Raw genomic sequence first — 23981 nt, 5'->3', positions numbered from 1 at the left:
GCGGCAACCTTAGTGTGCAAAGTGATCCCATCCCCCGGTGTCCGCGGACCGGCCCGCTATTGTGACGCCCGGGCGCTCGTTCATTCCCAGTGCTTGTATTGAGCCTATCGCAGTGAATCCAGGGGGCAGCAGGGTGCCGGAGGGGAATGTGGCCAGCAGCCCGTGGTCTTCCCCGCCGCCGAGCACCCAGTCCCGGGCATCCGCATGCAGCAGTTCCGCGGCGGGCAGAAGGACGTCCTTCAGCCGTTCCAGCGGGCCCGGAAGGAGGTCGACGGCGACACCGCTGGCCGCCGCCAGCCGCAGGCCGTCCCGCAGCATTCCGTCCGAAATGTCCAGCATCGCAGTGGCACCGGCAGCCCGCGCGGCGGGCCCGGCGGCCAGGGGCGGCTGCGGCCTGCACTGGAGTTCCGCCAGGCCGCGCAGATCAGGGCCGAGACTATCCAGTGGAACGCTGGACTCCAGCAGGGCGAGGCCTGCGGCGGCGTGGCCGGCGGTGCCAGCGAGGGCAAGGATGTCTCCTGGTTTGGCTCCGGAACGGAGGACGGCCGGGCCGCCATCCAGGGTGCCGAGCACTGCGACGGTCACGGAAATTTCCCGCCCGCGGCCCAGGTCCCCGCCCGCCACCGAGCAGTTGGCCGCACCGAGCTCCCTGATCGCGGAGGTGAGGCCGTCGGCCAGGTCCTCAACCCAGCCCACAGGGGTCTCAGGGGGCAGGGTCAGGCTTACCACCAGGGAGGTTGCGGTGGCGCCCATGGCGTTGATGTCGCTGAGGTTCTGCGCCGCTGCTTTCCAGCCGACGTCAAAGCCGGTGGTCTTGTAGCCGCTTGGCCACTGGAGCCTGAAGTCCTGGTCCTGGACCTGCGTGTCGATGCTGATGACAGTCCTGCCGTCCGGAGCGGCGATCACGGCAGCGTCATCCCCCGGCCCCAGCAGCGTGGCGGCGCCGTACGTGCCTTCCATGGCCAGCCGCGGGAAGATGCGGGCCAGCAGCTCGCCCTCGGAGAGGGCAGAGACAGTCAGCGCAGGGACGGCCGGGGCGGGGACGGCCAGCTGGTTCGCGTCGGGCTGGTCATCGCCGGATTGCACATCGGATTGCGGGCGGGAGGACGAGGGTTTTTCAGGCACCCCACTACGCTATCGCGGGGCCCTGACATTGAGGGCAGGCGGTGCCGGGCGTCGGGCAGGGCCCGTTTGCGGCGATAGGCTGGAGGAATGCACCGTGCCCAGCTTTCCCTGCCCGCCCGTGTTGCCAGGCTGGCACTGATTGGGAGCCTCGCGGCCATACCGTTGACGTCGTGCTCGCCTCCCGTGGATGTTCCTGCCGCCCAGGACGCGGCCAACCCCGCCTGCGCTCCCATGATGGTGGCGTTGCCGGACGCGATCGGCGAGAACCCGCTCCGGAAGACGAACAGCCAGGCGACGGCAGCCTGGGGGGACCCTTCCCTGGTGATCCTCCGCTGCGGCGTTAACGTCCCGGGCCCCACCACAGACCGCTGTGTGACCGTCAACGGCATCGACTGGGTCATCAAGGAGGGCAACCCCGTCTGGACCCTGACGACCTACGGCCGCGAACCGGCAACCGAGATCCTGATGGACCCGGACAAGATCAGCTCCGCCACAGTCCTGGCAGACCTCGCAGCGGCCGCAGGCAAGGTGCCGGCGGCAAGGAACTGCGTAGGCCAGGAAGACCTGCAGAACCTGCCGCCCAGCCAGTAGGCTCCCGGCGGCAGGGTTCCCTGGCCGAAGCGGAGCGAGGTCAGGGTGCCGGTGGGGAGTGTCAGCGCAGCCCGGTTTTGCGGTTCAGCGCCAGGTAGATTAGTTCATCGATGAGGTCGGCGTAGTCCAGGCCGGAGGCCGCCCACATCTGGGGGTACATGCTCTTGGGCGTGAACCCGGGCATGGTGTTGATCTCGTTGATGATGAGTTCACCGGCGGGAGTGTAGAAGAAGTCCACGCGGCTGAGTCCTTCGGCACCTACGGCGTCAAACGCTGCCGCTGCCAGCTCCCGGACCCGGGCGATGGCTTCCTCTGGAAGATCCGCGGGGCAGCTGAGGGAGGCGGCATCGTCCTCCACGTACTTGGCGTTGAAGTCGTAGAACTCGTGCGTGCCGCCGGCCACGGAGATCTCTCCGGGCATGGAGGTCCGTGGAGCGTCGGTGCCCCTGCCTTCGAGCACAGCGCATTCGATTTCCCTGCCCGTGATCCCGGCTTCGATCACCAGTTTGAGGTCATGCTTGCGGGCTTCCTCGATGGCGGCGTCCAGGTCCGCCAGGGAATCAACCTTGGAAATGCCCATCGAGGATCCGGCGCGGGCGGGTTTGACGAAGACCGGGAAACCCAGCCGGTCAACCTGTTTCCGGACCAGCTCCGGGTCCTTGCGCCACTGCCGGTCCGTGACGGCCACATACGGGCCTACCTGCAGTCCGGCGGCCTCGAACACCACTTTCATGTAGTGCTTGTCCATGCCCACGGCGGAGGCCAGGACGCCGGCGCCCACATAGCGGGTGTCCGAGAGCTCCAGCAGTCCCTGGATGGTGCCGTCCTCACCGAAGGGGCCATGCAGCAGCGGGAACACAACGTCAACGGTTCCGAGCTCCCGGGGCACCTCGTTCGGGGAGGCAACGATCAGCTGGTGTTCGCCCCCAATTTCGGCGAGGGTCACCGTCTGCGGCGAGGGCGCCACCTCGGGCAGGGCCGTTGAGGAAAGGGACCATTGGGCGGTGTCCGCGCCCGCGAGGACCCATTGCCCGGTCTTGGCGATGCCAATGGGAATCACCTCATACTTGTCCTTGTTGATGGCGCCGAGCACTCCGGCAGCCGTTACGCAACTCACGGCGTGCTCGCTGGAGCGGCCGCCGAAAAGTACAGCCACCCGGGGCTTTGTCCGCGGTGCGGTTTCCCCCGTGGCCAGGTTTTCTTGGGACATCGTCAGTAATCGCCTTCAGGTTTCAATTCCCGGGACAGCAGGACCGGCCCCAGTTGGTCAACGGACAGTTTGCCGGCCAGCACCGCAACGACGGCGGCCGTAATGGGCATCTCGACGCCCAGCTTGCCGGCCAGTTCATGGACGGCCTGGCCGGATTTGATGCCTTCGGCGGTCTGGGTCATCTTCTGGCCAACCTCCTCGAGCGTGAGGCCCTGGCCCAGCAGCCGGCCCGCGGTGTGGTTGCGCGAGAGCGGCGAGGAGCAGGTGGCCACGAGGTCCCCAAGCCCGGCCAGGCCGGCCATTGTTTTGGCCTCACCGCCAAGTGCCAGGGCGAGGCGGGATGTCTCGGCCAGTCCGCGGGTGATGACGGACGCTTTGGTGTTGTCCCCCATCTGCTTGCCCTCGCAGATGCCCACGGCAAGCGCAATGACGTTTTTCACGATTCCGCCGATCTCCACCCCAACAACGTCCGCCGTGGTGTAGGGCCGGAAATAGGGGGCTGTGCAACTCCTGGCGATCCAGCCGGCCGCGGCGGAATCAGTGCAGGCAACTACGGACGCGGTTGGCTCTTCACGGGCGATCTCCATGGCCAGGTTGGGCCCGGACACGATGGCGATGCGTTCGGCGGACAGGCCAAGCTCCTCGCCGATGACCTCGCTCATCCGGGCGTCCGTGCCAAGCTCCAGGCCCTTCATGAGGGAAACCACCATGGCGTCCGGCGCGATCAGGCCCTTCCACTCCCGCAGCTGGGGCCGCAGCGACTGCGCCGGGACGGCGATCACCACGAGGTCGGCATCCTTGAGGACGGCGGCGACGTCCGTGGACGCCGAGATGCTCTCCGGGAGCTGCACATCCTTGAGGTACTGGGCATTGACGTGGCTGGTGTTGATCTGGTCCACCACTTCAGCGCGGCGCCCCCACAGCCTGATGGTGCGCGGATCCCCCGCCGCAGCCGCTGCATCGGCCAGGATCTTGGCGAACGTCGTCCCCCAGGAGCCGGCACCGAGGACGGCAACGGAACGGGCCGAACCCGTTTGCCTTCCCCCAGCGGTCACGGAACGTCCGTTCCGGTGCCGGGCTGCTGCTTACCGCGTTCCATGAACCTGCCGTGCTTCGCCTGCTGCTGCTTGGCCGGGTCCCACCGCTCGGCGGGAGGCTGCTCCCCGCGGATCTCCGCAAGGAGGGCGGTGATGGCGTCCATGATGGCATCGGTGGCCGCTGTCAGCGTGGCCTTGTCGAGGGGGCGGCCGGTAAAAGGGCTGAGATCCACGGGCTCACCCACCACTACCCGCGACTTCTTGCGGGGGAACAGGTGGAACCGCTTGCCGTAGCGGGGGAAGACCTCGTGGGCGCCCCAGTGGGCGATCGGGACCACCGGAATGCCGCCTTCAAGGGCGAGCCGTGCGGCACCGGTGTGGCCCTTCATGGGCCAGAGGTCCGGATCCCTGGTGAGGGTGCCTTCGGGATAGATGATGATGGCTCCACCTTCGGCGACGATCTCCTGGGCTAGCTGGAGGGACCGGTTCGCTCCCGCCGTCGAACGCTCCACAGGGATCTGCTTGGTGGCCCGCAGGACCCAGCCGAGCACCGGAACCTTGAACAGTCCGGACTTGGCAAGGAAATGCGGCAGAACCTTGTGGTTGTAGAGGAGGTGGCCGACGATCAGGGGATCGATCTCGGTGCAGTGGTTGGGCGCCGCGATGAAGCCGCCGGCAGGCAGCTTCTCAGTGCCCTTCCACTCTTTGTCCATCATGAGGTTGAACAGGGGGCGGACTATTCCGGCGACCACCGCAAGGGTGGCGCGGCTCTTGGCCGGTTCCTTCACGTCTGCCCGCTACTTCGTGGTGGTGATGTCGAAGTCGGCACCCAGCCCGGCCAGCTTTTCGGTGAACCGTTCGTAGCCGCGGTTGATGATGTCAATGCCGGTGACGCGTGAGGTTCCCGTCGCCGCCAACGCGGCGATCAGGTGGCTGAAGCCTCCACGGAGGTCGGGGACGTCGATATCGGTGCCCTTGAGCTGGGTGGGTCCGGAGATCACGGCGGAATGCAGGAAGTTGCGCTGGCCGAAGCGGCACGGCACGCTGCCCAGGCATTCACGGTGCACCTGGATGCTGGCGCCCATCCGGATCAGCGCGTCGGTAAAGCCGAAGCGGTTCTCGTAGACGGTCTCGTGGACAATTGAGACGCCCTCGGCCTGGGTCAGGGCAACCACCAGCGGCTGCTGCCAGTCCGTCATGAAGCCGGGGTGCACGTCCGTTTCCAGGACCAGCGGGTTGAGCTTGCCACCCTTGTGGTAGAACCGGATGCCGTCCTCGCCGATGTCCATCCCGCCGCCCACCTTGCGGTACGTGTTCAGGAAAGTCATCATGTCCCGCTGGGAGGCGCCCTCAACAAAGATGTCGCCCTTGGTGACCAGCGCAGCGGAGGCCCACGACGCCGACTCGTTCCGGTCCGAGAGGGCCCGGTGGTTGTAGCCGCCCAGATCCCGGACGCCTTCAATGCGGATGGTCCGGTCCGTCTGGACGCTGATGATGGCGCCCATCTTCTGCAGCACGGCGATGAGGTCGATGATCTCCGGCTCGGTGGCGGCGCCCGAGAGTTCGGTGATGCCCTCGGCGCGGGTGGCGCTCAGCAGGACCTGCTCGGTGGCACCCACGGAAGGGTAGGGAAGGGAAATCTTTGCGCCGTGCAGGCCCTTGGGCGCCGAGATGTGGATCCCGCCGGGGCGCTTTTCCACCACGGCTCCGAACTGGCGCAGCACGTCCAGGTGGTAGTCGATGGGGCGGTCACCGATTTTGCAGCCCCCGAGGTCCGGGATGAAGGCTTCACCGATGGCGTGGATCAGCGGCCCGCAGAGCAGGATGGGGATCCGGGAGTCGCCCGCGTGGGCGTCAATGGCAGTGCTGGACGCCGTCTTGGCGGCCTTGGGATCCAGCGTGAGGTCGCCGTTGACGGGGTCCTTGACCACGGTGACGCCGTGCAGCTGCAGGAGTGAGGTGACCACCTCCACGTCCTTGATCTCCGGCACGTTCCGCAACACCGAGGGTTCGTTGCCCAGCAACGCGGCCACCATCGCCTTGGGGACAAGATTCTTCGCTCCCCGGACGCTGACGCGGCCTGTAAGCGGGACTCCGCCGCGGATTGTCAGAACACTACTCATATACCGGTTTCCTTACGATCACTCGCCCCCAAATCCTTGCAAAGGCTCCAACCAAGCATAGGAGGTTGCGTTACCGAACCGAAATACGCGGGCGACGGCGGCAGGGCGTGGCGTGCCGCCGTCGCACCTTTTTAAACAGGCAACTCTGCTTCAGCCGGCGGAGGAAAGGCGCGCCGGCAGGGTTTTGGGCTTGAACGACGGGCGGGTGGCTTCGTAGGCCGTGATGTCTGCCTCATGCTGCAGGGTGAGCCCGATGTCGTCGAGGCCTTCGAGCAGGCGCCAGCGCGTGTAGTCGTCGATTTCGAAGGGCGCAACGATGTTTCCGCACACCACGGTCTTGGACACCAGGTCCACGGTGACCTCGGTCCCCGGGGCATTCTCGAGCTCCTTCCAGATCAGCTCGATGTCGTCCTGGGAGAGTTCGGCGGCAAGCAGGCCCTGCTTGCCGGAATTCCCTCGGAAGATGTCGGCGAAGCGGGAGGAGAGGACGGCCTTGAAACCGTAGTCCTTCAGTGCCCAGACAGCGTGTTCGCGGGACGATCCGGTCCCGAAATCCGGGCCGGCCACCAGCACGGAGCCGGCATTGAAGGGCTCCTTGTTCAGGATGAAGGACGTGTCCTTGCGCCATGCCGAGAACAGGGCGTCCTCGAAGCCTGTCCGGGTGATCCGCTTGAGGTAGACGGCGGGGATGATCTGGTCCGTGTCCACGTTGCTCTGCCGCAGCGGGACGCCGATTCCGGTGTGGGTGGTGAACTTTTCCATGGCGTGTCCTAGGCTGCGTCGGTGCGGATGGCGGCGGATTCGGGGGCCGGGTCGAGGTCCGAGGGCGAGCTCAGGGTGCCCCGGATGGCGGTGGCAGCGGCGACCACCGGCGAGACCAGGTGGGTGCGGCCGCCCTTGCCCTGGCGTCCTTCGAAGTTGCGGTTGGAGGTGGAAGCGCAGCGCTCCCCCACCTCCAGCTGGTCCGGGTTCATGCCCAGGCACATGGAGCAGCCGGCAAAGCGCCACTCAGCGCCGAAGTCCTTGAAGACGCGGTCCAGGCCCTCAGCCTCGGCCTCGAGCCGTACGCGGGCGGAGCCTGGCACCACCAGCATGCGGACGTTCGGGTCCTTTTGGCGTCCGCGGATGATGTCCGCGGCGGCCCGGAGGTCCTCCATGCGGGAGTTGGTGCAGGAGCCCAGGAAGACGGTGTCCACCCGGATGTCCTTCATCGGGGTTCCGGCCTCCAGCCCCATGTACTGCAGTGCACGTTCGGCGGCGGCCTTGGCATTCTCGTCGCCGAAGTCCTCGGGAGACGGCACGGACTCGGACAGCGAAACGCCCTGGCCCGGGTTGGTGCCCCAGGTGACGAAGGGCTCCAGGGTATCGGCGTCCAGGTCAACCTGGGCGTCGAAGACGGCGTCGTCGTCAGTGCGCAGCGTGTTCCAGTACTCGACGGCGGCGTCCCAGTCCGCGCCCTGCGGTGCGTGCGGGCGGCCCTTCATGTAGCCGTAGGTGGTTTCGTCCGGCGCCACCATGCCGGCGCGGGCGCCGGCCTCAATGGACATGTTGCAGATGGTCATGCGCGCGTCCATGGACAGCGAGCGGATGGCGGACCCGCGGTATTCCAGGACGTAGCCCTGCCCGCCGCCGGTGCCGATCTTGGCGATGACGGCCAGGATGATGTCCTTGGCCGTCACGCCCGGACGCAGTGTCCCCTCAACGTTGATGGCCATGGTCTTGAACGGCTTCAGGGAGAGTGTCTGGGTGGCCATGACGTGCTCCACCTCGGAGGTGCCAATGCCCATGGCCAGGGCGCCGAAAGCGCCGTGCGTGGAGGTGTGCGAGTCGCCGCAGACCACCGTCATGCCAGGCTGGGTAAGGCCCAGCTGCGGGCCTACCACGTGGACGATGCCTTGCTCCGCGTCCCCCAGGCTGTGCAGCCGGACGCCGAACTCCGCACAGTTGTTGCGCAGGGTCTGGATCTGGGTGCGGCTGGTGAGGTCCGCGATAGGCTTGTCGATGTCCAGCGTGGGAGTGTTGTGGTCCTCCGTTGCGATGGTGAGGTCCGGGCGGCGCAGTTTCCTGCCGGCCAGCCGCAGGCCTTCGAACGCCTGTGGGGACGTTACTTCGTGGACCAGGTGAAGGTCGATGAAAAGAAGGTCGGGCTGGGCGTTGGCTCCGTCGCCATCCCCTTTGCGCACCACGTGTGCGTCCCAGACTTTCTCGGCCAATGTCTTTGCCATGGCCATCTCCCTTCACTGCTGTTTGGCTGATGAGCTCAACTGAATCAGGACGGCTTGGCACTGCGCCAGCCGAAAGATTTGCATCTCAGATATTGAGACGGCAATATCATTACATGGACAATTCTAGTGGAGTCGGTGTCATTGATAAAGCGGCCCAGGTGCTTGATGCGCTCGAAGCCGGCCCCACCACGCTGGCGCAGCTCGTAGCAGCCACGGGCCTGGCCCGGCCCACTGTCCACCGCCTCGCCCTGGCCCTGGTCCACCACCGCCTGGTCAGCCGCGATATCCAGGGCCGCTTTGTCCTGGGAAGCCGCCTGGTTGAGCTGGCGTCCGCCGCAGGTGAAGACCGTTTGATAGCTTCGGCCGGGCCCGTCCTGATGCAGCTGCGCGACGCCACGGGCGAAAGCGCCCAGATTTTCCGCCGCCAGGGTGACTGGCGCGTATGTGTGGCGTCGGCCGAGCGCCCCATCGGCCTCCGCGACACCATTCCCGTGGGCACGCAGCTGTCCATGAAGGCAGGCTCGGCCGCCCAGGTGCTGCTTGCCTGGGAAGACCACGACCGCCTTCTCGAAGGACTGCAGTCAGCGCGTTTCACGCCAACGGTACTGGCAGGAGTACGACGGCGGGGCTGGGGCCAGAGCCTCGGCGAACGGGAGCCGGGGGTTGCCTCCGTCTCCGCACCGGTGCGGGGACCCTCCGGCCGGGTTATCGCGGCTGTCTCCATTTCCGGGCCGATCGAGCGCCTCACCCGCCAGCCCGGCCGTCTGCACGCGGAAGTGGTGTGCAACGCCGGACGGCTCCTTACCGAGGCCCTCCGCAAGAACAACGACTGACGCCCCGCAAAGGCAGCCACAACCCGCCCGGCCGGGGCTAGGATTTCGCCATGACCAGCTATGCGGTTTTCCTCCGGGGCATCAACGTGGGCGGCATCAACATCAAGATGGCCGCCTTACGGGAGGCCCTCCAGGCCGCGGGCTTCCAGGATGCCGGGACACTGCTTGCGAGCGGGAACGTGGTCCTCACCAGCAACCAGGGCGCCGCCGCTGTAAAGCGCACATGTGAGAAGTGCCTGCGGGACGCCTTCGGCTATGACGCGTGGGTGGTGGTCCTCGAGGCCGGCCGGGTCTCCGAACTGGTGGCAGCGTGCCCCTACCCGGATGACGACAAGGCCACCCACACCTACATCACGCTCTCCTCGGACAACGCAGTGCTCGATGAGCTGGATGCGGCCGGGTCCGCGCTGGATGGACACCAGCAGAAGAGGCTGGGGCCGGAGGCATTGGCGTGGCTGGCACCGGCCGGGGGAACCCTGGACAGCCCCTTCAGCAAGATCTCCGCGAAAGCCAGGTTCAAGGAAGCCACCACCACGCGCAACCTGCGCACCCTCGTCAAGGTCCGGGACGCAGCTAGCCGGCTGCAGCCTTCCTGAGTGCAGCATCGAATGCGGCCTGCCTGCTGACCTCCAGTTCCACCGGCTCCACTACAAGCTCCTGCGCAACGGCCGCCACTGCGGCATTGAGCCGCATCCGCGCCCTGGCCGCCCGCGCCTTCGCCGCAGCGGCGGCAATAAAGCGGCCGGTGATGGCCAGGAAAAGACCCAGCACCACTCCCCCGGCAATCATCAGCGTGGGGATTGGCCACCCCTCCACCCGGGGCACCTCGGGCACGGGCATCTGGAAATAGCCCAGAGCCGCCAGGACGCCGAGCCAGCCCAGCCCGCCCAGGACGGTAAGCAGCGCCAGCCACTGCACCACGTTGAAGACTCCCCACCACCAGGACTTCCGGTTGGCGGCGAGGTCCGTTCCGGCGATGGCCTGGTCAAGGGCGTCAGGCAGGCGTTCCCGCCCCTCCCTGGCGGCTCCCCGGATGGCGGCCCGCCAGGGCCCGGGGGCACCGGCGCTGGCGGCGTCGGCGAATTCACGCACTGCGGCGTCCGTGCGTGCCCGCTCCGGCGCTCCTGCCGGCGGCAAGGATGTCCGGTTGAGCTCCGATGGCGCGGTGCTGCGCAGATTGAGCCGCCGCAGCGGATCAGCACGGAACCGGGAGAGCCACCTGGTCACCGGCCAGCCGGTGCGCTTGACCGACTCCAGCCGGTACGACTGGCCCACTGCGCGGACCACCACCGGAACGTTCGCTGCGACAGACAATTCGTCGGCCAGCCGGGTAACGGCCGCAGGCCGTACTCCGGCCGCGGTCCCCTCGCCGGACACAGCGCCCAGCTCGGCTGATGCCCTGGTGATATCGGCAGCCAGCCGTTGCGACTGTGCCTTGCGCTTCACGGCAACTCCATGGATGGCAGCCCGGACCTGGTCAACGCCGGCCCCCGTCAACGCGGAAGCCGCAAGCACCTGGACCTTGGCAAGTCCGTCCCGGGCAAGGATGGAGCGCAGGGACTCCAGGACAGGCTGCACGTCACGTTCGGGCAGCCGGTCCACCTGGTTCAGGACCACCAGGGTCACCGCGCCGTGGGACGCCAGGCGGGACAGGAAGTCATTGTGCACGGCAGCGTCGGCGTACTTTTGCGGATCAAGGACCCAGACCAGGACGTCCACCATTCCCACCATCCGCTGCACCACTTCACGGTTGGATGCCCTGGTGGAGTCGAAGTCCGGCAGGTCCAGCAGGATCAGGCCGGTGTCCTCGTCCGCGAATCCTTCCACGGCGGCGGCGTGGTGGCGGCTGCGGACTTCCAGCCAGTCCAGCAGCGGCTCGCTGCCGTCCGCACCCCACACCCCCGCCAAAGGTTCCGACGTCGTTGGACGGCGAGCAGCCGCCGTCGCGATTTCCGCGCCGCTGACCGCGTTGAACAGCGAGGATTTGCCGCTTCCCGTGGCACCGAAGAATCCCACCACTGTGTGGTCTGCAGAGAGCGACCGCCGTGAACTTGCCCGCTCCAGGACACTGAAGACTTCCTGCAGGGACTCATCCGGAAGGACGCCTTCGCCGAGCTCGCGTGCGTCATTGAGGGCGGAAAGCCGGCGGTCAAGCCGGGACGCCTCGCGGGTGTCGCTGTGGCGGCTCATGCGTTATCCGCCAGGCGGACCAGCGCGGCAGCGTGCGCGGCGAGGGTGTCAGGGGCCTTGTCGTCGTACCCGGGCAGCCGGGAAAGGAACTTGCGCCGCTCTTCCTGCAGCAGGACCTGGCAGCGGGCATGAAGGTCCTCGCGTGCTTTTTCGGCCATGCGCCGGACGGCGTCCTCGCCGAAGACGGCTTCGAGCAGGCGCTGGCCCACGACGGCGGTGCCGCCGGCAACGCCTACCTCAAGGCCCGTGAGTCCCGCTGTCATGGAAAAAACGACGATCATCAGCGCCGCGCCAAGTCCGTTGATGCCGAAGGACAGCCAGCGGGCCTGCGTCCGCTTTCCCTGGCCCTCGGTGCGGATCATGTCCATCAGCGTTTCCTGCCAGGCCCGGATCTCAGCGGCGGCGCGGTCTTCAAAGCCCGGCGTTGTGCCGGAAAGATCATCCGTACCCAGCAGCTGGCGCCCGGCGGGGTCGTTGCGCCAGCGCTGGTCCGTGTCCTCTGCGGCGTTGGCGGCTTCGTCAACGATGACTGCCTGCAGGCCGGTCTCGATGGCGGCTTCCACCCTGACGGCGGGGGCCGGTTCACCGCGGAAGAACGCACCCACGCGGTCACGGAACCGCCCCACGTTCTGCTCGAGGACCCGGAAGAATTCACCCGTACCCACAAAGTCCTGCCAGCGGGCCAGCACCTCCCCCCTCAGGAGGGCGCCGTCCCTCGTGGCTTCCAGGATGCGGTCCGCGGCGTCCCGGTAGGCCGCGGCGGCGGCATCCTCCAGGTTGGCGGCGGCGTGCTGCTGCTCCCGCGCGGCCTGCGCGACGGCGGCGACGCGTCCGGCCATCGCCCTGACGGTCCCGTTCAACGTGCGGCGGGCGATGTCAGAGCGGCCGGCGGCGTCGGCGGCCAGGTCCGCCAGCCAGGCCCGCAGCGGCTGTACTGACCCTGCGGGCAGCATGCCCATCGGGTCCAGGGTGGTCTCCGGTATTACGAACAGCTGAGCCGCGCCCAGGCCTTCCCTGTCCAGGAGGCTGCGCAGGTCCTCGCTGACTTCTTCTTCCGCCCCCGGGGGCACCCTGTCCAGGACGACCCCCACCATAATGTCCCGGGAAGCGGCGTTGAGAAGCAGCTTCCAGGGAACGGCGTCGGCGTAGCGGTTGGCAGTGGTAACAAAAACCCACAGATCGGCGGCGGCCAGGAGTTGGGAGGCCAGCTTTCGGTTGTCATCGGAGATGGAATCCACATCCGGGGCATCCAGGACCGCAATTCCTGCAGGCACTCCCGGGTCCGCCACAAGGACGAGGGATGACATGGCTCCTGCATCCGGCACCGCGCCGGCCCGGTTTGCCGGCACTGTGCTGTTAGTCACAAACCCGCGGATCCTGCTTAAGCTCGGCAGCACGCGCTGGCCCTTGAACCAGTCGCCTTCTGACGGGTGGTGCAGGAGGATGGGCTGGCGCGTGGTGGGGCGGATGGCACCCGCACGGGTGACCGGATGCCCCACGATCCCGTTGACGAGGGTTGACTTGCCCGCCCCCGTGGAACCTCCGACCACGGCCAGGAGCGGGGCGTCAAGGCTCCGGTATCGCGGAAGGATGTAGTCATCGAGCTGGGCCACGGCACTGGCGGCCTCGCGCCGAGCCTGCTCCGCCTCAGGCAGGGCAAGCGGCAGTTCAGTGGCGGCCAGATCCTCCCGCACCTCTTCCAGCAGCGCTATGGCTGCCAGGGCTCCGGCGCTGCCCGTGGGCGTGCGTTGTGCGTGGTTTGGGTGGTCCTGCTCGTTCGGGGAGGTCACAGCAACATCATGCCAGTTCAGGCCCGGCCCGGCCGCAGTTTCGACGCGCGGTGCTGGTGGGCACCGGCCCAACGTGGGAGCACAAACGAAAAATGGTCCCGGGCGCGTGCCCGGGACCATTTCCTTGGTGACCCCAGCGGGATTCGAACCCGCGTTACCGCCGTGAGAGGGCGGCGTACTAGGCCGCTATACGATGGGGCCGTGTACTTTACCGTACTTCTGACCGGCGTTTCCGCTGGTCAAGCTCAGTGATTGTTTCACACATTTCGCTTCGGTTTCAAATCGGCGGACCGGCTGAAACCTTCTGTTTTGAGCTTTTGTTAGCTTCTCAAACCAGAGCTGGGATACCAGGACTCGAACCTAGAATGACGGTACCAGAAACCGTAGTGTTGCCAATTACACCATATCCCAATGATACTTTCGGGCCGGTTTTCAGGGCTTTTGCCCTGCTCCGTGCGCCTCAGCACGAGAAATTACTTTACCCGAGACTTCGTGCTCGCACAAATCGGCCACCGGCCCGGGGTTCCGGGACGCGGGCCAGGCGTGCGCCCGGCCCGCGTCCCCGTACCTAGGCGATAAGTTCGCCCAGCGAGGACACCATGTTGCCCCGGAATTCCTGCACCCGTTCCCCTGCCCTGTTGAGCCAGACTCCCAGGAGGCCGGCCGCCGTCGAGCCTTCTGCGTCCAGCAGGCGGTTGTCCCCCACATAGAGGGTCTCCGCAGGCCCGGTGCCCAGAAGCCGGACACCTTCAAGGTAGATGGACGGATCCGGCTTTGCCACACCCAACGTATCTGTCCCCACCAGGCGCCGGACGCGTTCGAGTCCCGCGCCGTCCAGCTTGGCGCGCTGGTAGTCATGGACGTTGTTGCTCACCGCGCCGTAAGGGACGCCGGCCTGGTCCAGCAGGTCCAGCAGCGGCATAACATCCGGAAACGGCTTCACATAGGCGGGCTGCTTTTCCATGTACGCCGTGAGCCACTGGTGGGATTGCTCACCTTCGGCAAGTTCAACCCCGAAGTGGCCCAGGGCTGCGCGGCCGCGCAGCAACCGCTGTTCGTTGAAGGTCAGTTCACCTGAGAGGTAACGGTCGTAATAGTGGGTGGTTTCGTGCGTGAAGATGCGCCCGAACCTTTCCCAGCCGGCCTGGTCCATACCGGGCAGGAGGTGTTCGCTGACTTCCCGAAGGGCTGTGGTCATCGAAAACTCGAGGTCCACCAGCGTGTCGTCGATGTCGAACAGGATCCCTCGGACTACCCCGAAGGGCGTGTCCAGGACCCCGGCCCCTGCCCTTCGGGGAGCAGTCATCGCCGTGCAGTCATCAGCCACGGAAGGCCCGGAGCCTGCGGAGGGATGATTCCCTGCCCAGGATCACCATGGACTCGAACAGCGGCGGTGAAATGCGTCGGCCGGACACGGCAGTACGCACGGGTCCGAAGGCGAGCCGGGGCTTGAGGCCCAAGTCTTCCACGAGGGCCTGCTTGAGAGCTGCCTGGATCCCTTCGGCGTTCCACTCCTGGACGCTGTCCAGGGAAGCAATAGCTGCGTCCAGCACCTCATCGAGGTTCTGGGGCAGGCCTTTCCGGGCGTCGTCGGCAACGTCAATGGCGTCGTCGTCCTTGAACAGGAATCCGAGCATGTCCGGCGCCTCGCCCAGGAGCGTGATGCGCTCCTGGATCAGCGGCGCAGCTTCGGTAAGGATTTCTTCCTGCCGCGCGGTGAGCTGCTCCCCCACGTATCCGGCAGTGCGCAGGTACGGCACCAGCCGGTCCCGGAAGTCCTCAGGGGCAAGCATGCGGATGTGGGTGCCGTTGATGGCTTCGGCTTTCTTGATGTCGAAGCGCGCAGGGTTGGCCAGGACGTCGTGGACGTCAAAGTTTTCGATGAGCTGGTCCACGGTGAAGATGTCTTCGTCGGCGGAGAGGCTCCAGCCGAGCAGGGACAGGTAATTCAGGAGGCCCTCGGGAATGAAGCCGCGGTCCCGCAGAAGGAACAGGTTAGACTGCGGATCACGCTTGGAGAGCTTCTTGTTGCCTTCGCCCATGACGTAGGGCAGGTGGCCGAACTCCGGCATGTAGCTGGCAACACCGAGTTCCATGAGTGCACGGATGAGGACAACCTGGCGCGGCGTGGAGGACAGCAGGTCCTCGCCGCGCAGCACGTGGGTGATACCCATGAGTGCGTCATCAACCGGGTTCACCAGCGTGTAGAGGGGGGATCCGTCAGCGCGGACGATGACGTAGTCCGGGATGCTGCCGGCCTTGAAGGTGATTTCCCCGCGGACCAAGTCGGTGAAGGTGACGTCCTCGTCGGGCATCCGGACCCGCAGAACGGGCTGGCGGCCGTCTGCCTTGAAGGCGGCCACCTGTTCGTCGGTCAGCTCGCGGTCGAAGTTGTCGTAGCCGAGTTTGGGGTCGCGGCCTGCGGCGCGGTGGCGTGCCTCGACTTCCTCGGGGGACGAATAGCATTCGTAGGCGTAGCCGCCCTCGATCAGCTTGGCCACCACGTCCTTGTAGAGGTCCAGCCGCTGCGACTGCCGGTAGGGCTCGTGGGGACCGCCCACCTCGACGCCCTCTTCCCATGTAATGCCAAGCCACTTCAGGGCCTCGAGCAGCTGCTGGTAGCTTTCCTCCGAGTCGCGCGCCGCGTCCGTGTCTTCGATGCGGAACACGAAAGTGCCCTTGGTGTGCTTGGCATGGGCCCAGTTAAACAGGGCCGTCCGGATCAGCCCGACGTGCGGGGTGCCGGTGGGCGACGGGCAGAACCGGACCCGCACGGGCGTATCGGCAGAAACAGGGGGCAGGGAGGCAGCATTCGACGCGGAAGCAGTAGTCATAGTGGCTCCAACTTTACCGTCTGCCGCCAGGGGTCCGGGCGGCCCGGGGGTCAGCGGCGCACGATGGGGTTGGACAGGCGGCCGATGCCCTCGATCTCCACCTCAAAGCGGTCGCCGGCGTTGACCAGGCCCACTCCCGCAGGTGTTCCGGTCATGATGACGTCGCCGGGCAGGAGGGTGAAGGCCTGGGAGACGACGGACACCAGCTCGCGGACTCCCCTGATCATCTGGCTGGTGCTGCCGTCCTGCCGCAGTTCCCCGTTGAGCCGGCCCTGGATCTGCAGGTCCTCGGTGTCCAGTTCGGTCTCGATCCAGGGGCCCAGGGGCGCAGAGGTGTCAAAGCCCTTGGCCCGGGTCCACTGCAGGTCGGTCTTCTGGACGTCCCGGGCGGTGAGGTCATTGCCGCAGGTGTAGCCGAAGATGACATCATCCACGCGGTCCTCGGGCACGTCCTTGCAGATCCGTCCGATTACCACGCACAGTTCCGCTTCGAAGGAGACTTCCTCGGAGAAGTCCGGCAGCACCACAGGATCGTTGGGGCCCACGACGGCGGTGTTCGGCTTGAGGAACAGGAGCGGCTGGGCGGGGACTTCGTTGCCGAGCTCGTGTGCGTGCTCCACGAAGTTGCGTCCCACGCCGATGACCTTGCTGCGGGGAATGATGGGAGCGAGCAGCCGGACGTCCTCCAGCTTGTGGCGGACGGAGGTACGCTCCACGCCGTTGAAGAAGGGGTCTCCATGGATGACAGTGATTTCCTCACTGCCCGGGTCACCTTCGACGACGCCGTATAGGGGATCAGAATCAACAACAAACCTGGCAATACGCATGGCCCCTACCCTACCGTCTCGCCGGGCGTGGCTTCCCGGGCCCGGCGCTGCCCAGCGTCTCCCCGAAGGTAGTGAAGCTGGGCCGAGACGGACGTTTCGGCCGCGCGCCGTACGGAAGGGTCGACGTCGGCATAGACGACGTCCGCGACGTCACCGGCGGAGGCTTCCGCGCCCAGGCGGGCCAGCGCAGCGCGCACCTGTTCCAGCCGTTCGAGGCGGTGGCTGCGATAGGCGCGGGCGACGCCCGCCAGGGAGGGAAGGGGTGGGCCGTGGGCGGGGAGGACCGCTGCAGGCCCAAGTGCCTCAAGTTTGTCCAGCGAGGCCAGGTAGTCGCACAGGGTCCCGTCAGGGTAGTCGAGCATGGTGGTGCCGCGGCCAAGAATGGTGTCGCCGGAGAGAACCGAACCATGGGGGCCGTCGGCGGGAAGGTGGAAGCAGACCGAATCCGACGTGTGGCCGGGAGTAGCCACCACCCTGACCTCAAGGCCTCCGGCGAGGATTGCCTGGCCGTCTTCCAAAGGATCGCCGCCGTGGCAGTGGGCTTTGTCTGCCGCCCGCACCGGGGCACCGGTCAGTTCATGCAGGCGGGCCGAACCGGCAGTGTGGTCCGCATGGCGGTGGGTGATGAGGATCAGTTCAACGGGGCCGGCAGCAGCGAGGGCTTGAAGATGGACCTCATCGAGCGGTCCGGGATCGACCACTACGGCGGCCGGGCTGCCGGGCGCCCTCAGGACGTAGGAATTGGTTCCCTCCAGGCTCATGGGCCCGGGATTGGGGGCCAGGACGAACCGCGTCAGGGCGGAGCTGCGCTGCAGAACGGGACCGGAAGCTGGAGTCACCACCCCATCTTTGCACCGACCACGGGATAGCGGTGTCCTGGCCGCGGAATAGAACGCCGGCCGGACCGGGTTGACCACCAGTGAACACCACACGATCTTCAGGAAGCCGGAACCAGACACCATGAGCACAACTACCCTTGCAGCCCTCCTCGCCTCCGCCGATGCCGCCGGCCACGACCATGCCGCAACGGAGAAGAACAGCGGACTCCAGCACATCCACAATCACGCTACGGGCAGCATTGTCTGGTTTCCCACGTGGAAGAAGTTCCGGGAGACCGCTGATTGGCGCGAGGCCGTGGACGGCTTAACCAGGGATTTCAGCTCAGGGACGGCGCCGGTGGAGGAATCCGCTTCCGAGCTGCTGGGCCAGGACCTTGACCTGCTGCTGACCAAGGCCGCTGCTTCCGGTGACGCCAACATCTTTGTGCAGGAGAACCTGGTTCCGCACCTGACGCGAACCTGGGCTATCGCCGACACTGCCGCCGAGGCATCAGGACAGGACCTGCCAAGCGGCAGCACAATGCCTTCAATATTTGCCGGCTATCCTTACGACGTTTATGCCCAGGACGGCGGTGTCTTTGCGACAACGCTGTGGAACGACATCATTGATGCCCGCCGGAACCAGGCCATCGCCGAAGAAGCGGCCCGAAAGGCACTCAAGCCCGTGTCCCGCAAGGCGCTGAAGAACGCCGCCCGGAAGGCCGCCCGGCGCTGAGTGCCGCGTCGGGCTTTTATAGTCTGCGCGTCGCCGGTCCTAGGCGTGTTCTCGAAACCGGACCTTCAAGGCCAGGTTTTGCGAACAAGGCCGGGATCGGTTCGACGCACAAACGGCGCCTGCCGGGACCAAGCCCGGCAGGCGCCGTCGTTCTTTGCGGTGGTTGAACCCGGCAGCTACGCCAGTCGCGTCAGCCAGCCGTGCGTGTCCGGCACGGTGCCGGTCTGGATGCCGAGGAGCTGCTCGCGGATGGCCATAGTGGTCTCCCCCGCTTTGGCGTCGTCGGAGCCGATGAACTCGGTGGCGTCCTTGAGGACTCCGATCGGCGTGATCACAGCTGCCGTGCCGCAGGCGAACACCTCCGTGATGTCACCGGAGGCAACGCCGTCGCGCCATTCATCGAGGGTGATCTTGCGCTCGGTGACTTCGCGGCCCATGTCCTTGGCTACCTGGATGACGGACATCCGGGTGATGCCTTCGAGGATGGTGCCGGTCAGCGCGGGAGTGACCAGCGAGCCGTCCTTCATCACGAAGAAGACGTTCATGCCGCCCAGTTCCTCGACCGCGTTGTCGTTGAACTGGTCGAGGAAGAGGACCTGCTTGCAGCCGTTGGCTTCTGCCTCCTGCTGCGCGATCAGCGACGCCGCGTAGTTGCCGCCGCACTTCGCATCACCGGTTCCACCGCGGCCGGCGCGGGCGTACTCCCGTGAGATCCAAATGGAAACGGGCTTCAGTTCCCCGCCAAAATAGTTGCCGGCCGGTGAGGCGATGACACGGAAGGAGACTTCACGTGCGGCGCGGACGCCCAGGAAGGCCTCGGTGGCAATCATGAACGGCCGCAGGTACAGCGCCTCCCCTTCGCCGGCGGGGACCCATTCCTTGTCGATGGAAACGAGTTCACGGATTGCCCCGAGGAAGTACTCGGCCGGCAGTTCGGGAAGGGCGAGCCTGCGGGCCGACTTGTTCAGCCGTGCCGCGTTCGCTTCGGGACGGAAGGTCCAGATGGAGCCGTCCGCGTGGCGGTACGCCTTGAGCCCTTCGAAGATCTCCTGGCCGTAGTGGAACACGGCAGCCGAGGGGTCCAGGACAATGGGCCCGTAAGCCTCGATCCGGGCGTTGTGCCAGCCGCCATTGCCGTTCTCGTCCACGCTGTAGTCCACGACGGCGGTGTGGTCGGTGAAGTGGTTGCCGAATCCCGGGTTGGCCAGGATGGCTGCACGCTCTTCAGCAGACTTCGGGTTGGCCGAGGGCTGCTGGCTGAATTCGACGCCATGGGCAGTCTGAGTCATGGTTCCTCCACGATCGGCCGCCCCGGGTTCAGCACTGAACGGCAAGGCGGCATTTGGTGATTCGAGACAAGCTTACGCCCGATGCCTGCGGCCTCGGCGCGGGTTAGAGTCGGGCTGCGATAGCGTCGCCCACGGCACTCGTGCTGCGGGCACCGCCGTCGCGCTTTTCGACGTCGGCAACCACTGCCGCTTCGATCTTCCGGGCCGCAGCGGCGTAGCCGAGGTGGTCCAGCAGGAGGGCGGCGGACAGGATCGCAGCGGTGGGGTCGGCCTTGCCCTGGCCGGCGATGTCCGGGGCGGAACCGTGGACAGGCTCGAACATGGACGGCGCCGTGCGGTCCATGTTGATGTTGCCTGACGCGGCCAGTCCGATGCCGCCAGTCACGGCGGCGGCGAGGTCCGTGAGGATGTCGCCGAAAAGGTTGTCCGTGACGATCACGTCGAAGCGTGACGGATCCGTCACCATGAAGATGGTGGCTGCGTCCACGTGCAGGTAATCGTGGGTGACCTCCGGGAACTCGGTGGCCACTGCCTCAACCGTGCGCTTCCACAGGTGCCCTGCGAAGACCAGGACATTGTGCTTGTGGACCAGGGTGAGGTGCTTGCGCTCCCGGGCGCTTGCGCGGCGGAAGGCGTCCCGGACAACACGCTCCACACCGTGCGCGGTATTCAGCGAGACTTCGGTGGCAACCTCGTGGGGAGTGCCCGCACGGAGCGTGCCGCCGTTGCCGACGTAGGGGCCTTCGGTACCTTCGCGGACCACAATGAAGTCGATGGCGCCGGGGTTGGCAAGGGGGCTGCCCACCGTGCGGTACAGCTTCGACGGGCGGAGGTTGACGTAGTGGTCCAAGCTGAAGCGGAGCTTGAGCAGCATCTCGCGTTCGATGATCCCCGACGGAATCCGGGTGTCCCCGGGCGCTGCGCCCACTGCGCCGAACAGGATGGCATCCCGCGTCCGGAGGTCCGCAAGGACTGCGTCGGGCAGGGTCTCCCCCGTTGCCAGCCAGTGCTCGGCGCCAAGCTTGTAGTGCGTCTGCTTCAGCTCGACGCCCTCCGCCGCCACGGCCTTTTCGAGGACCTTGAGGGCCTCGGCAATCACCTCGGGGCCAATGCCGTCGCCCGGAATAACTGCAAGATCAATGGAGGATGCGCTCATAGATTCAGGTTAGCCAAGTCATCCATATGCTGGTCAAGCCGTCTCATTATCCGAACACCCCACGACGCTCTCCCATTTGATGCAGAAAAACGGCGGATGCTCTCTCACCGCCCGTTCGGCAGTGAACTGCTCCCCGGAAGTTGGACTGAGAAATTCAGTTCCGACTACCGGGGAGCAGTTTTATGCGTGCACATAGTTCGTTGTCTGAGGTCCAGCGCGAGGCGGCGGTAGCGTGGTTTGAGAAGGGCGTCGGGTATCGGGCAGCGGCTCGTTTGCTGGATGCGCCGTGGGTGCCCGTCAGGGCCCTGTATGGGCGGTGGAGGATTCATGGGCAAGGAGTGCTGGTGAGCAAACCGGCGAAGTCGTACTCGTTTGAGTTCAAGCTGGCCTTAGTGGAGCGGTTCCTCGCGGGAGAGACCGGCCCGGACCTGGCTATGGAGGCCGGCTTGTCCTCGCGTCAGTTGCTGCAAAAGTGGGTCCGGGCGTATCGCCGTGACGGTGCTGAGGCATTGCGTCCCAAGGCCAAAGGCAGGCCCGCGAAGTCCGCAGCTCTACCTCCACCGGCCGAGTTAACCGAACTGGAACGGTTGCGCCGGGAGAACGAGCGGCTCCGCGCGGAGGTGGCATATCTGGGAAAATTGCGGGCCTTGAGGGCTCAGGAACGACAGTGAAGGTTCAGGCCCTCATTGCCCTCAAGGCTGACTACCCTCTCCCGGTCCTGCTGCTGGTCGCGGACCTGGCCCGCTCGACGTTCTTTTATCACCAGGCCCGGCTCCGGTCTCCAGATCCGAAGGAAGCACTCAAGGCCGCGGTCACAGAGATCTTCACGACAAACCATGGCCGCTACGGCCATCGCCGGATCCACAGCGAGCTAACCAAGCAAGGGTGGGCGGTTGCGAAGAAGACCGTGCTGAAACTGATGCGCTCACTTCAGCTGCTCTGCAAGGTCCGGCGAAGGAAGCGCTACAACTCCTACCAAGGCGAGCAGGGCGCTATTGCCCCGAACCTGCTGAACCGGAAGTTTGATGCTGACGCGCCGAACCAGAAGTGGGTCACGGACGTGACGGAGTTCCGCGTCGGGGACCGGAAGCTCTACCTCTCACCGGTCATGGACCTCTTCGACCGGCAGATCATCTCCCATGCCATCAGCACGTCCCCGAACCTGGCTCTCACCAACGGGTCCCTGAAGCAGGCTCTGGCCAGCCTCAAGCCCGGCCACCAGCCGCTCGTGCATTCGGACCAAGGCATCCAATACCAACACGTCACCTGGCGGATCCTTCTCAAGGGCGCCGGCGCTGTCCAGTCGATGTCCCGCAAGGGCAACTGCTACGACAACGCAGTGATGGAGAACTTCTTTGGACATCTCAAGGAAGAGCTCTTCCACCACGTCCGCTTCCTCAGCACCGAAGCACTGGCAACGGCACTGAACGAGTACATCCACTGGTACAACAACGAAAGAAACTCCACAAAGCTCAAAGGCCTGAGCCCGGTGCAATACCGGGCCAAGACCCTCGCAGCCTAGAATCCCAATTTAGCCAGTCCAACTATCGGGGACCAGTTCACAGAGTGAGAGAGCATCCGGCAAAAACGCACATTAATTGCGAGAGCGTTGCTGCTCAGGCCCCGGCGGGCTCCTCGTACTTGGGGAAAACCGGGGACGGAGCGGGCAGCTCGGTGCCGGCCGCAATGCGGGTGGATATGGCTGCGAACTGGCGGGCTTCCCCTTCGGGCTGGCCGAGGGTCGCCAGCAGGGCACCCGTTGCCTGGGGCATGACCGGCTGCGCCAGGATGGCCACAATCCTCAGAACCTCAAGCGTCACGTACAGCACAGTGTTCATGCGTTCGACGTCGGTCTTCCGCAGCACCCACGGCGCTTGTTCCGCAAAGTAGGCGTTGGTGTCGCCCAGGACACCCCAGATCGCCTCAAGGGCGCGGCTGAATTCCTGCTTCTCAAACGCTGCCCGGGCTGCCGCAAGGAGGGTGTCTGCCTGGGCCAGGATGGCCGTGTCCGCGTCGGTGAACTCCCCCGGAACGGGGACGCGGCCGCCGCAGTTCTTGGCCACCATGGACAGCGAACGCTGGGCCAGGTTTCCGAAGTTGTTGGCCAGGTCCGAATTCATCCGCCCCACGATTGCATCGTGGTTGTAGCTGCCGTCCGCGCCGAAGGGCACTTCCCGCAGGAAGAAGAAGCGCACCTGGTCCAAACCGTATTGCGCCACGAAGTCCGCCGGAGCAACCACGTTTCCAAGCGACTTGGACATCTTGACGCCGTTGTTGTGCAGGAAGCCGTGGATCATCACCCGCTTGGGCAGCTCAAGGCCGGCACTCATGAGGAAAGCCGGCCAGTAGATGGCGTGGAACCGGGAGATGTCCTTGCCGATAATGTGCAGATCCGCCGGCCAGTACTTCCGGAATTTCTCCGAATCGACGTCCGGGTACCCCACTCCGGTGAGGTAGTTGGTCAGGGCATCCACCCACACGTACATGACGTGCTTGTCATTGCCCGGAACCGGGACGCCCCAGTCGAAGGTGGTGCGGCTGATGGACAGGTCTTCCAGGCCGCGCTTGACGAAGCTGATGACCTCGTTGAAGCGGTACTGCGGGGCACCGAATTCGGGCTGGGCCTCGTAAAGGGCAAGGAGCTTGTCCTGGTAGGCCGAGAGTCGGAAGAAGTAGCTCTCCTCCGCCGTCCAGGTCACCTCGGTGTCGGTCTCCTTGGAGTAGCGGACGCCGTCGTCCTTGACCACGGTGTCGTCCTCGCCGTAGAAGGCCTCGTCCCGGACGGAGTACCAGCCCTCGTACTTGGACAGGTAGATATCGCCGTTCGCTTCCATCTTTTTCCAGATGGCCTGCGAGGCGGCGTAGTGGTCCTCGTCCGTGGTGCGGATAAAGCGGTCGTACGTGATCCCCAGGGCGGCGTGGGCGGCCTTGTAAACCTCGGCATTCCGGTCCACCAGTTCCTTGGGGCTGATGCCTTCCTTTTCGGCCGTCTGGGCAATCTTCATCCCGTGCTCGTCCGTGCCGGTCAGGAACATCACGTCAAAGCCGTCCAGCCGCTTGAAGCGCGCCATCGCGTCAGTGGCGATGTACTCGTAGGCGTGGCCGATGTGCGGCACGCCGTTGGGGTAGGTGATGGCCGTGGTGATGTAGAACGGCGTTTTCTCTGAAGCAGTCACGTGGAGGACGTTACCTTCGGT

The 23981-nt window shown here is 65.8% G+C and carries 22 protein-coding genes and 2 tRNA genes; 6 read left to right on the top strand and 18 right to left on the bottom strand.

The genetic code is table 11. From position 1 onward, the window contains the following. Positions 1-9: 9 nt before the first annotated feature. Entirely contained in the window at positions 10-960 is a 951-nt protein-coding gene (gene thiL / locus WHH00_RS07240) for a thiamine-phosphate kinase (protein ID WP_406638522.1), read from the bottom strand. 252 nt (positions 961-1212) lie between these two features. On the opposite strand from thiL, the gene WHH00_RS07235 reads away from it, so the two are divergent. Continuing rightward, the gene (locus WHH00_RS07235) at positions 1213-1716 is read left to right on the top strand and encodes a DUF3515 domain-containing protein (RefSeq protein WP_231456849.1); all 504 of its coding nucleotides are present in this window, start codon (positions 1213-1215) and stop codon (positions 1714-1716) included. Between the two features lie 61 nt (positions 1717-1777). Here the strand turns inward: WHH00_RS07235 and WHH00_RS07230 are convergent, their stop codons facing one another. The 6 genes from WHH00_RS07230 to leuC all read right to left on the bottom strand — a co-directional run bounded on the left by WHH00_RS07230 (position 1778) and on the right by leuC (position 8311). Continuing rightward, positions 1778-2926, bottom strand: coding sequence for a D-alanine--D-alanine ligase family protein (locus WHH00_RS07230; protein WP_406637694.1), 1149 nt, complete (start codon positions 2924-2926; stop codon positions 1778-1780). 2 nt (positions 2927-2928) lie between these two features. Further along, positions 2929-3981 carry an NAD(P)H-dependent glycerol-3-phosphate dehydrogenase gene (locus WHH00_RS07225; protein ID WP_406637692.1) on the bottom strand — a complete coding sequence of 351 codons (1053 nt, stop codon included), beginning with the start codon at positions 3979-3981 and terminating at the stop codon, positions 2929-2931. Beyond that, positions 3978-4751 carry a lysophospholipid acyltransferase family protein gene (locus WHH00_RS07220; protein ID WP_406637690.1) on the bottom strand — a complete coding sequence of 258 codons (774 nt, stop codon included), beginning with the start codon at positions 4749-4751 and terminating at the stop codon, positions 3978-3980. The genes WHH00_RS07225 and WHH00_RS07220 overlap by 4 nt, the downstream gene beginning before the upstream one ends. 9 nt (positions 4752-4760) lie before the next feature. Beyond that, a complete protein-coding gene (gene murA, locus WHH00_RS07215) occupies positions 4761-6086 on the bottom strand; it encodes a UDP-N-acetylglucosamine 1-carboxyvinyltransferase (RefSeq protein WP_188808571.1) in 1326 nt (441 codons plus the stop codon). A gap of 150 nt (positions 6087-6236) precedes the next feature. Further along, positions 6237-6848: a 3-isopropylmalate dehydratase small subunit gene (gene leuD, locus WHH00_RS07210; RefSeq protein WP_406637687.1), complete on the bottom strand. Its 612-nt coding sequence runs from the start codon at positions 6846-6848 to the stop codon at positions 6237-6239. Between the two features lie 8 nt (positions 6849-6856). After that, positions 6857-8311, bottom strand: coding sequence for a 3-isopropylmalate dehydratase large subunit (gene leuC / locus WHH00_RS07205; protein ID WP_231456854.1), 1455 nt, complete (start codon positions 8309-8311; stop codon positions 6857-6859). 113 nt (positions 8312-8424) lie between these two features. Here leuC and WHH00_RS07200 point away from each other — a divergent pair, with 113 nt between their 5' ends. Further along, positions 8425-9144 carry an IclR family transcriptional regulator gene (locus WHH00_RS07200; RefSeq protein WP_066276894.1) on the top strand — a complete coding sequence of 240 codons (720 nt, stop codon included), beginning with the start codon at positions 8425-8427 and terminating at the stop codon, positions 9142-9144. A gap of 50 nt (positions 9145-9194) precedes the next feature. Then, a complete protein-coding gene (locus tag WHH00_RS07195; protein WP_406637685.1) occupies positions 9195-9740 on the top strand; it encodes a DUF1697 domain-containing protein in 546 nt (181 codons plus the stop codon). Here WHH00_RS07195 and WHH00_RS07190 read toward each other — a convergent pair. The 8 genes from WHH00_RS07190 to WHH00_RS07155 form a co-directional block, all read right to left on the bottom strand. After that, the gene (locus WHH00_RS07190; protein WP_406637683.1) at positions 9718-11334 is read right to left on the bottom strand and encodes a GTPase; all 1617 of its coding nucleotides are present in this window, start codon (positions 11332-11334) and stop codon (positions 9718-9720) included. The genes WHH00_RS07195 and WHH00_RS07190 overlap by 23 nt on opposite strands. After that, positions 11331-13124 (bottom strand): dynamin family protein, encoded by a 1794-nt coding sequence (locus WHH00_RS07185; RefSeq protein ID WP_406637681.1) that lies wholly within the window; start codon positions 13122-13124, stop codon positions 11331-11333. The genes WHH00_RS07190 and WHH00_RS07185 overlap by 4 nt, the downstream gene beginning before the upstream one ends. Before the next feature lie 125 nt (positions 13125-13249). Next, positions 13250-13325, bottom strand: a tRNA-Glu gene (locus WHH00_RS07180). A 138-nt stretch (positions 13326-13463) separates the two neighbouring features. Beyond that, positions 13464-13535 (bottom strand) — tRNA-Gln (locus tag WHH00_RS07175). A 157-nt stretch (positions 13536-13692) separates the two neighbouring features. Further along, the gene (locus tag WHH00_RS07170; RefSeq protein ID WP_406637679.1) at positions 13693-14430 is read right to left on the bottom strand and encodes an HAD family hydrolase; all 738 of its coding nucleotides are present in this window, start codon (positions 14428-14430) and stop codon (positions 13693-13695) included. 13 nt (positions 14431-14443) lie between these two features. Next, the gene (gene gltX, locus WHH00_RS07165) at positions 14444-15958 is read right to left on the bottom strand and encodes a glutamate--tRNA ligase (RefSeq protein WP_406637677.1); all 1515 of its coding nucleotides are present in this window, start codon (positions 15956-15958) and stop codon (positions 14444-14446) included. A gap of 50 nt (positions 15959-16008) precedes the next feature. Next, the gene (locus WHH00_RS07160) at positions 16009-16785 is read right to left on the bottom strand and encodes a fumarylacetoacetate hydrolase family protein (RefSeq protein ID WP_231456859.1); all 777 of its coding nucleotides are present in this window, start codon (positions 16783-16785) and stop codon (positions 16009-16011) included. Between the two features lie 5 nt (positions 16786-16790). Further along, positions 16791-17624, bottom strand: coding sequence for an MBL fold metallo-hydrolase (locus tag WHH00_RS07155; RefSeq protein ID WP_406637674.1), 834 nt, complete (start codon positions 17622-17624; stop codon positions 16791-16793). Positions 17625-17745: 121 nt separating this feature from the next. Here WHH00_RS07155 and WHH00_RS07150 point away from each other — a divergent pair, with 121 nt between their 5' ends. Beyond that, the gene (locus tag WHH00_RS07150) at positions 17746-18339 is read left to right on the top strand and encodes a hypothetical protein (RefSeq protein WP_406637672.1); all 594 of its coding nucleotides are present in this window, start codon (positions 17746-17748) and stop codon (positions 18337-18339) included. Between the two features lie 176 nt (positions 18340-18515). Here WHH00_RS07150 and WHH00_RS07145 read toward each other — a convergent pair whose 3' ends face one another. Further along, complete coding sequence (locus tag WHH00_RS07145; protein WP_406637670.1) at positions 18516-19628, bottom strand: branched-chain amino acid aminotransferase; 1113 nt, start codon at positions 19626-19628, stop codon at positions 18516-18518. Between the two features lie 103 nt (positions 19629-19731). Next, entirely contained in the window at positions 19732-20784 is a 1053-nt protein-coding gene (locus WHH00_RS07140) for a 3-isopropylmalate dehydrogenase (protein ID WP_406637668.1), read from the bottom strand. Positions 20785-21128: 344 nt separating this feature from the next. On the opposite strand from WHH00_RS07140, the gene WHH00_RS07135 reads away from it, so the two are divergent. Together WHH00_RS07135 and WHH00_RS07130 are read left to right on the top strand one after the other, a co-directional pair. Beyond that, positions 21129-21455, top strand: a complete 327-nt coding sequence (locus tag WHH00_RS07135) for a transposase (RefSeq protein WP_406637666.1) — start codon at positions 21129-21131, stop codon at positions 21453-21455. After that, complete coding sequence (locus WHH00_RS07130) at positions 21452-22306, top strand: IS3 family transposase (RefSeq protein WP_406637664.1); 855 nt, start codon at positions 21452-21454, stop codon at positions 22304-22306. The genes WHH00_RS07135 and WHH00_RS07130 overlap by 4 nt, the downstream gene beginning before the upstream one ends. Before the next feature lie 94 nt (positions 22307-22400). Here WHH00_RS07130 and metG read toward each other — a convergent pair whose 3' ends face one another. Then, the gene (gene metG / locus WHH00_RS07125) at positions 22401-23960 is read right to left on the bottom strand and encodes a methionine--tRNA ligase (protein WP_406637662.1); all 1560 of its coding nucleotides are present in this window, start codon (positions 23958-23960) and stop codon (positions 22401-22403) included. Between the last annotated feature and the right edge of the window lie 21 nt (positions 23961-23981).

This window comes from Pseudarthrobacter quantipunctorum (assembly GCF_045291495.1).
Lineage (GTDB): Bacteria > Actinomycetota > Actinomycetes > Actinomycetales > Micrococcaceae > Arthrobacter > Arthrobacter quantipunctorum.
Note: the sequence above shows the minus strand (reverse complement) of the source record. Positions and strands in the feature narration are given on the sequence as shown.

What these genes read in the sequence shown, in the direction of transcription:
- gltX (WP_406637677.1), bottom strand. Translation starts at nt 15,958, where the DNA reads ATGACTACTGCTTCCGCGTCGAATGCTGCCTCCCTGCCCCCTGTTTCT.
- WHH00_RS07200 (WP_066276894.1), top strand. Translation starts at nt 8,425, where the DNA reads ATGGACAATTCTAGTGGAGTCGGTGTCATTGATAAAGCGGCCCAGGTG.
- WHH00_RS07235 (WP_231456849.1), top strand. Translation starts at nt 1,213, where the DNA reads ATGCACCGTGCCCAGCTTTCCCTGCCCGCCCGTGTTGCCAGGCTGGCA.
- WHH00_RS07230 (WP_406637694.1), bottom strand. Translation starts at nt 2,926, where the DNA reads ATGTCCCAAGAAAACCTGGCCACGGGGGAAACCGCACCGCGGACAAAG.
- WHH00_RS07160 (WP_231456859.1), bottom strand. Translation starts at nt 16,785, where the DNA reads ATGCGTATTGCCAGGTTTGTTGTTGATTCTGATCCCCTATACGGCGTC.
- WHH00_RS07170 (WP_406637679.1), bottom strand. Translation starts at nt 14,430, where the DNA reads ATGACTGCTCCCCGAAGGGCAGGGGCCGGGGTCCTGGACACGCCCTTC.
- thiL (WP_406638522.1), bottom strand. Translation starts at nt 960, where the DNA reads ATGGAAGGCACGTACGGCGCCGCCACGCTGCTGGGGCCGGGGGATGAC.
- leuD (WP_406637687.1), bottom strand. Translation starts at nt 6,848, where the DNA reads ATGGAAAAGTTCACCACCCACACCGGAATCGGCGTCCCGCTGCGGCAG.
- WHH00_RS07190 (WP_406637683.1), bottom strand. Translation starts at nt 11,334, where the DNA reads ATGAGCCGCCACAGCGACACCCGCGAGGCGTCCCGGCTTGACCGCCGG.
- WHH00_RS07195 (WP_406637685.1), top strand. Translation starts at nt 9,195, where the DNA reads ATGACCAGCTATGCGGTTTTCCTCCGGGGCATCAACGTGGGCGGCATC.
- murA (WP_188808571.1), bottom strand. Translation starts at nt 6,086, where the DNA reads ATGAGTAGTGTTCTGACAATCCGCGGCGGAGTCCCGCTTACAGGCCGC.
- WHH00_RS07145 (WP_406637670.1), bottom strand. Translation starts at nt 19,628, where the DNA reads ATGACTCAGACTGCCCATGGCGTCGAATTCAGCCAGCAGCCCTCGGCC.
- WHH00_RS07140 (WP_406637668.1), bottom strand. Translation starts at nt 20,784, where the DNA reads ATGAGCGCATCCTCCATTGATCTTGCAGTTATTCCGGGCGACGGCATT.
- leuC (WP_231456854.1), bottom strand. Translation starts at nt 8,311, where the DNA reads ATGGCAAAGACATTGGCCGAGAAAGTCTGGGACGCACACGTGGTGCGC.
- WHH00_RS07150 (WP_406637672.1), top strand. Translation starts at nt 17,746, where the DNA reads ATGAGCACAACTACCCTTGCAGCCCTCCTCGCCTCCGCCGATGCCGCC.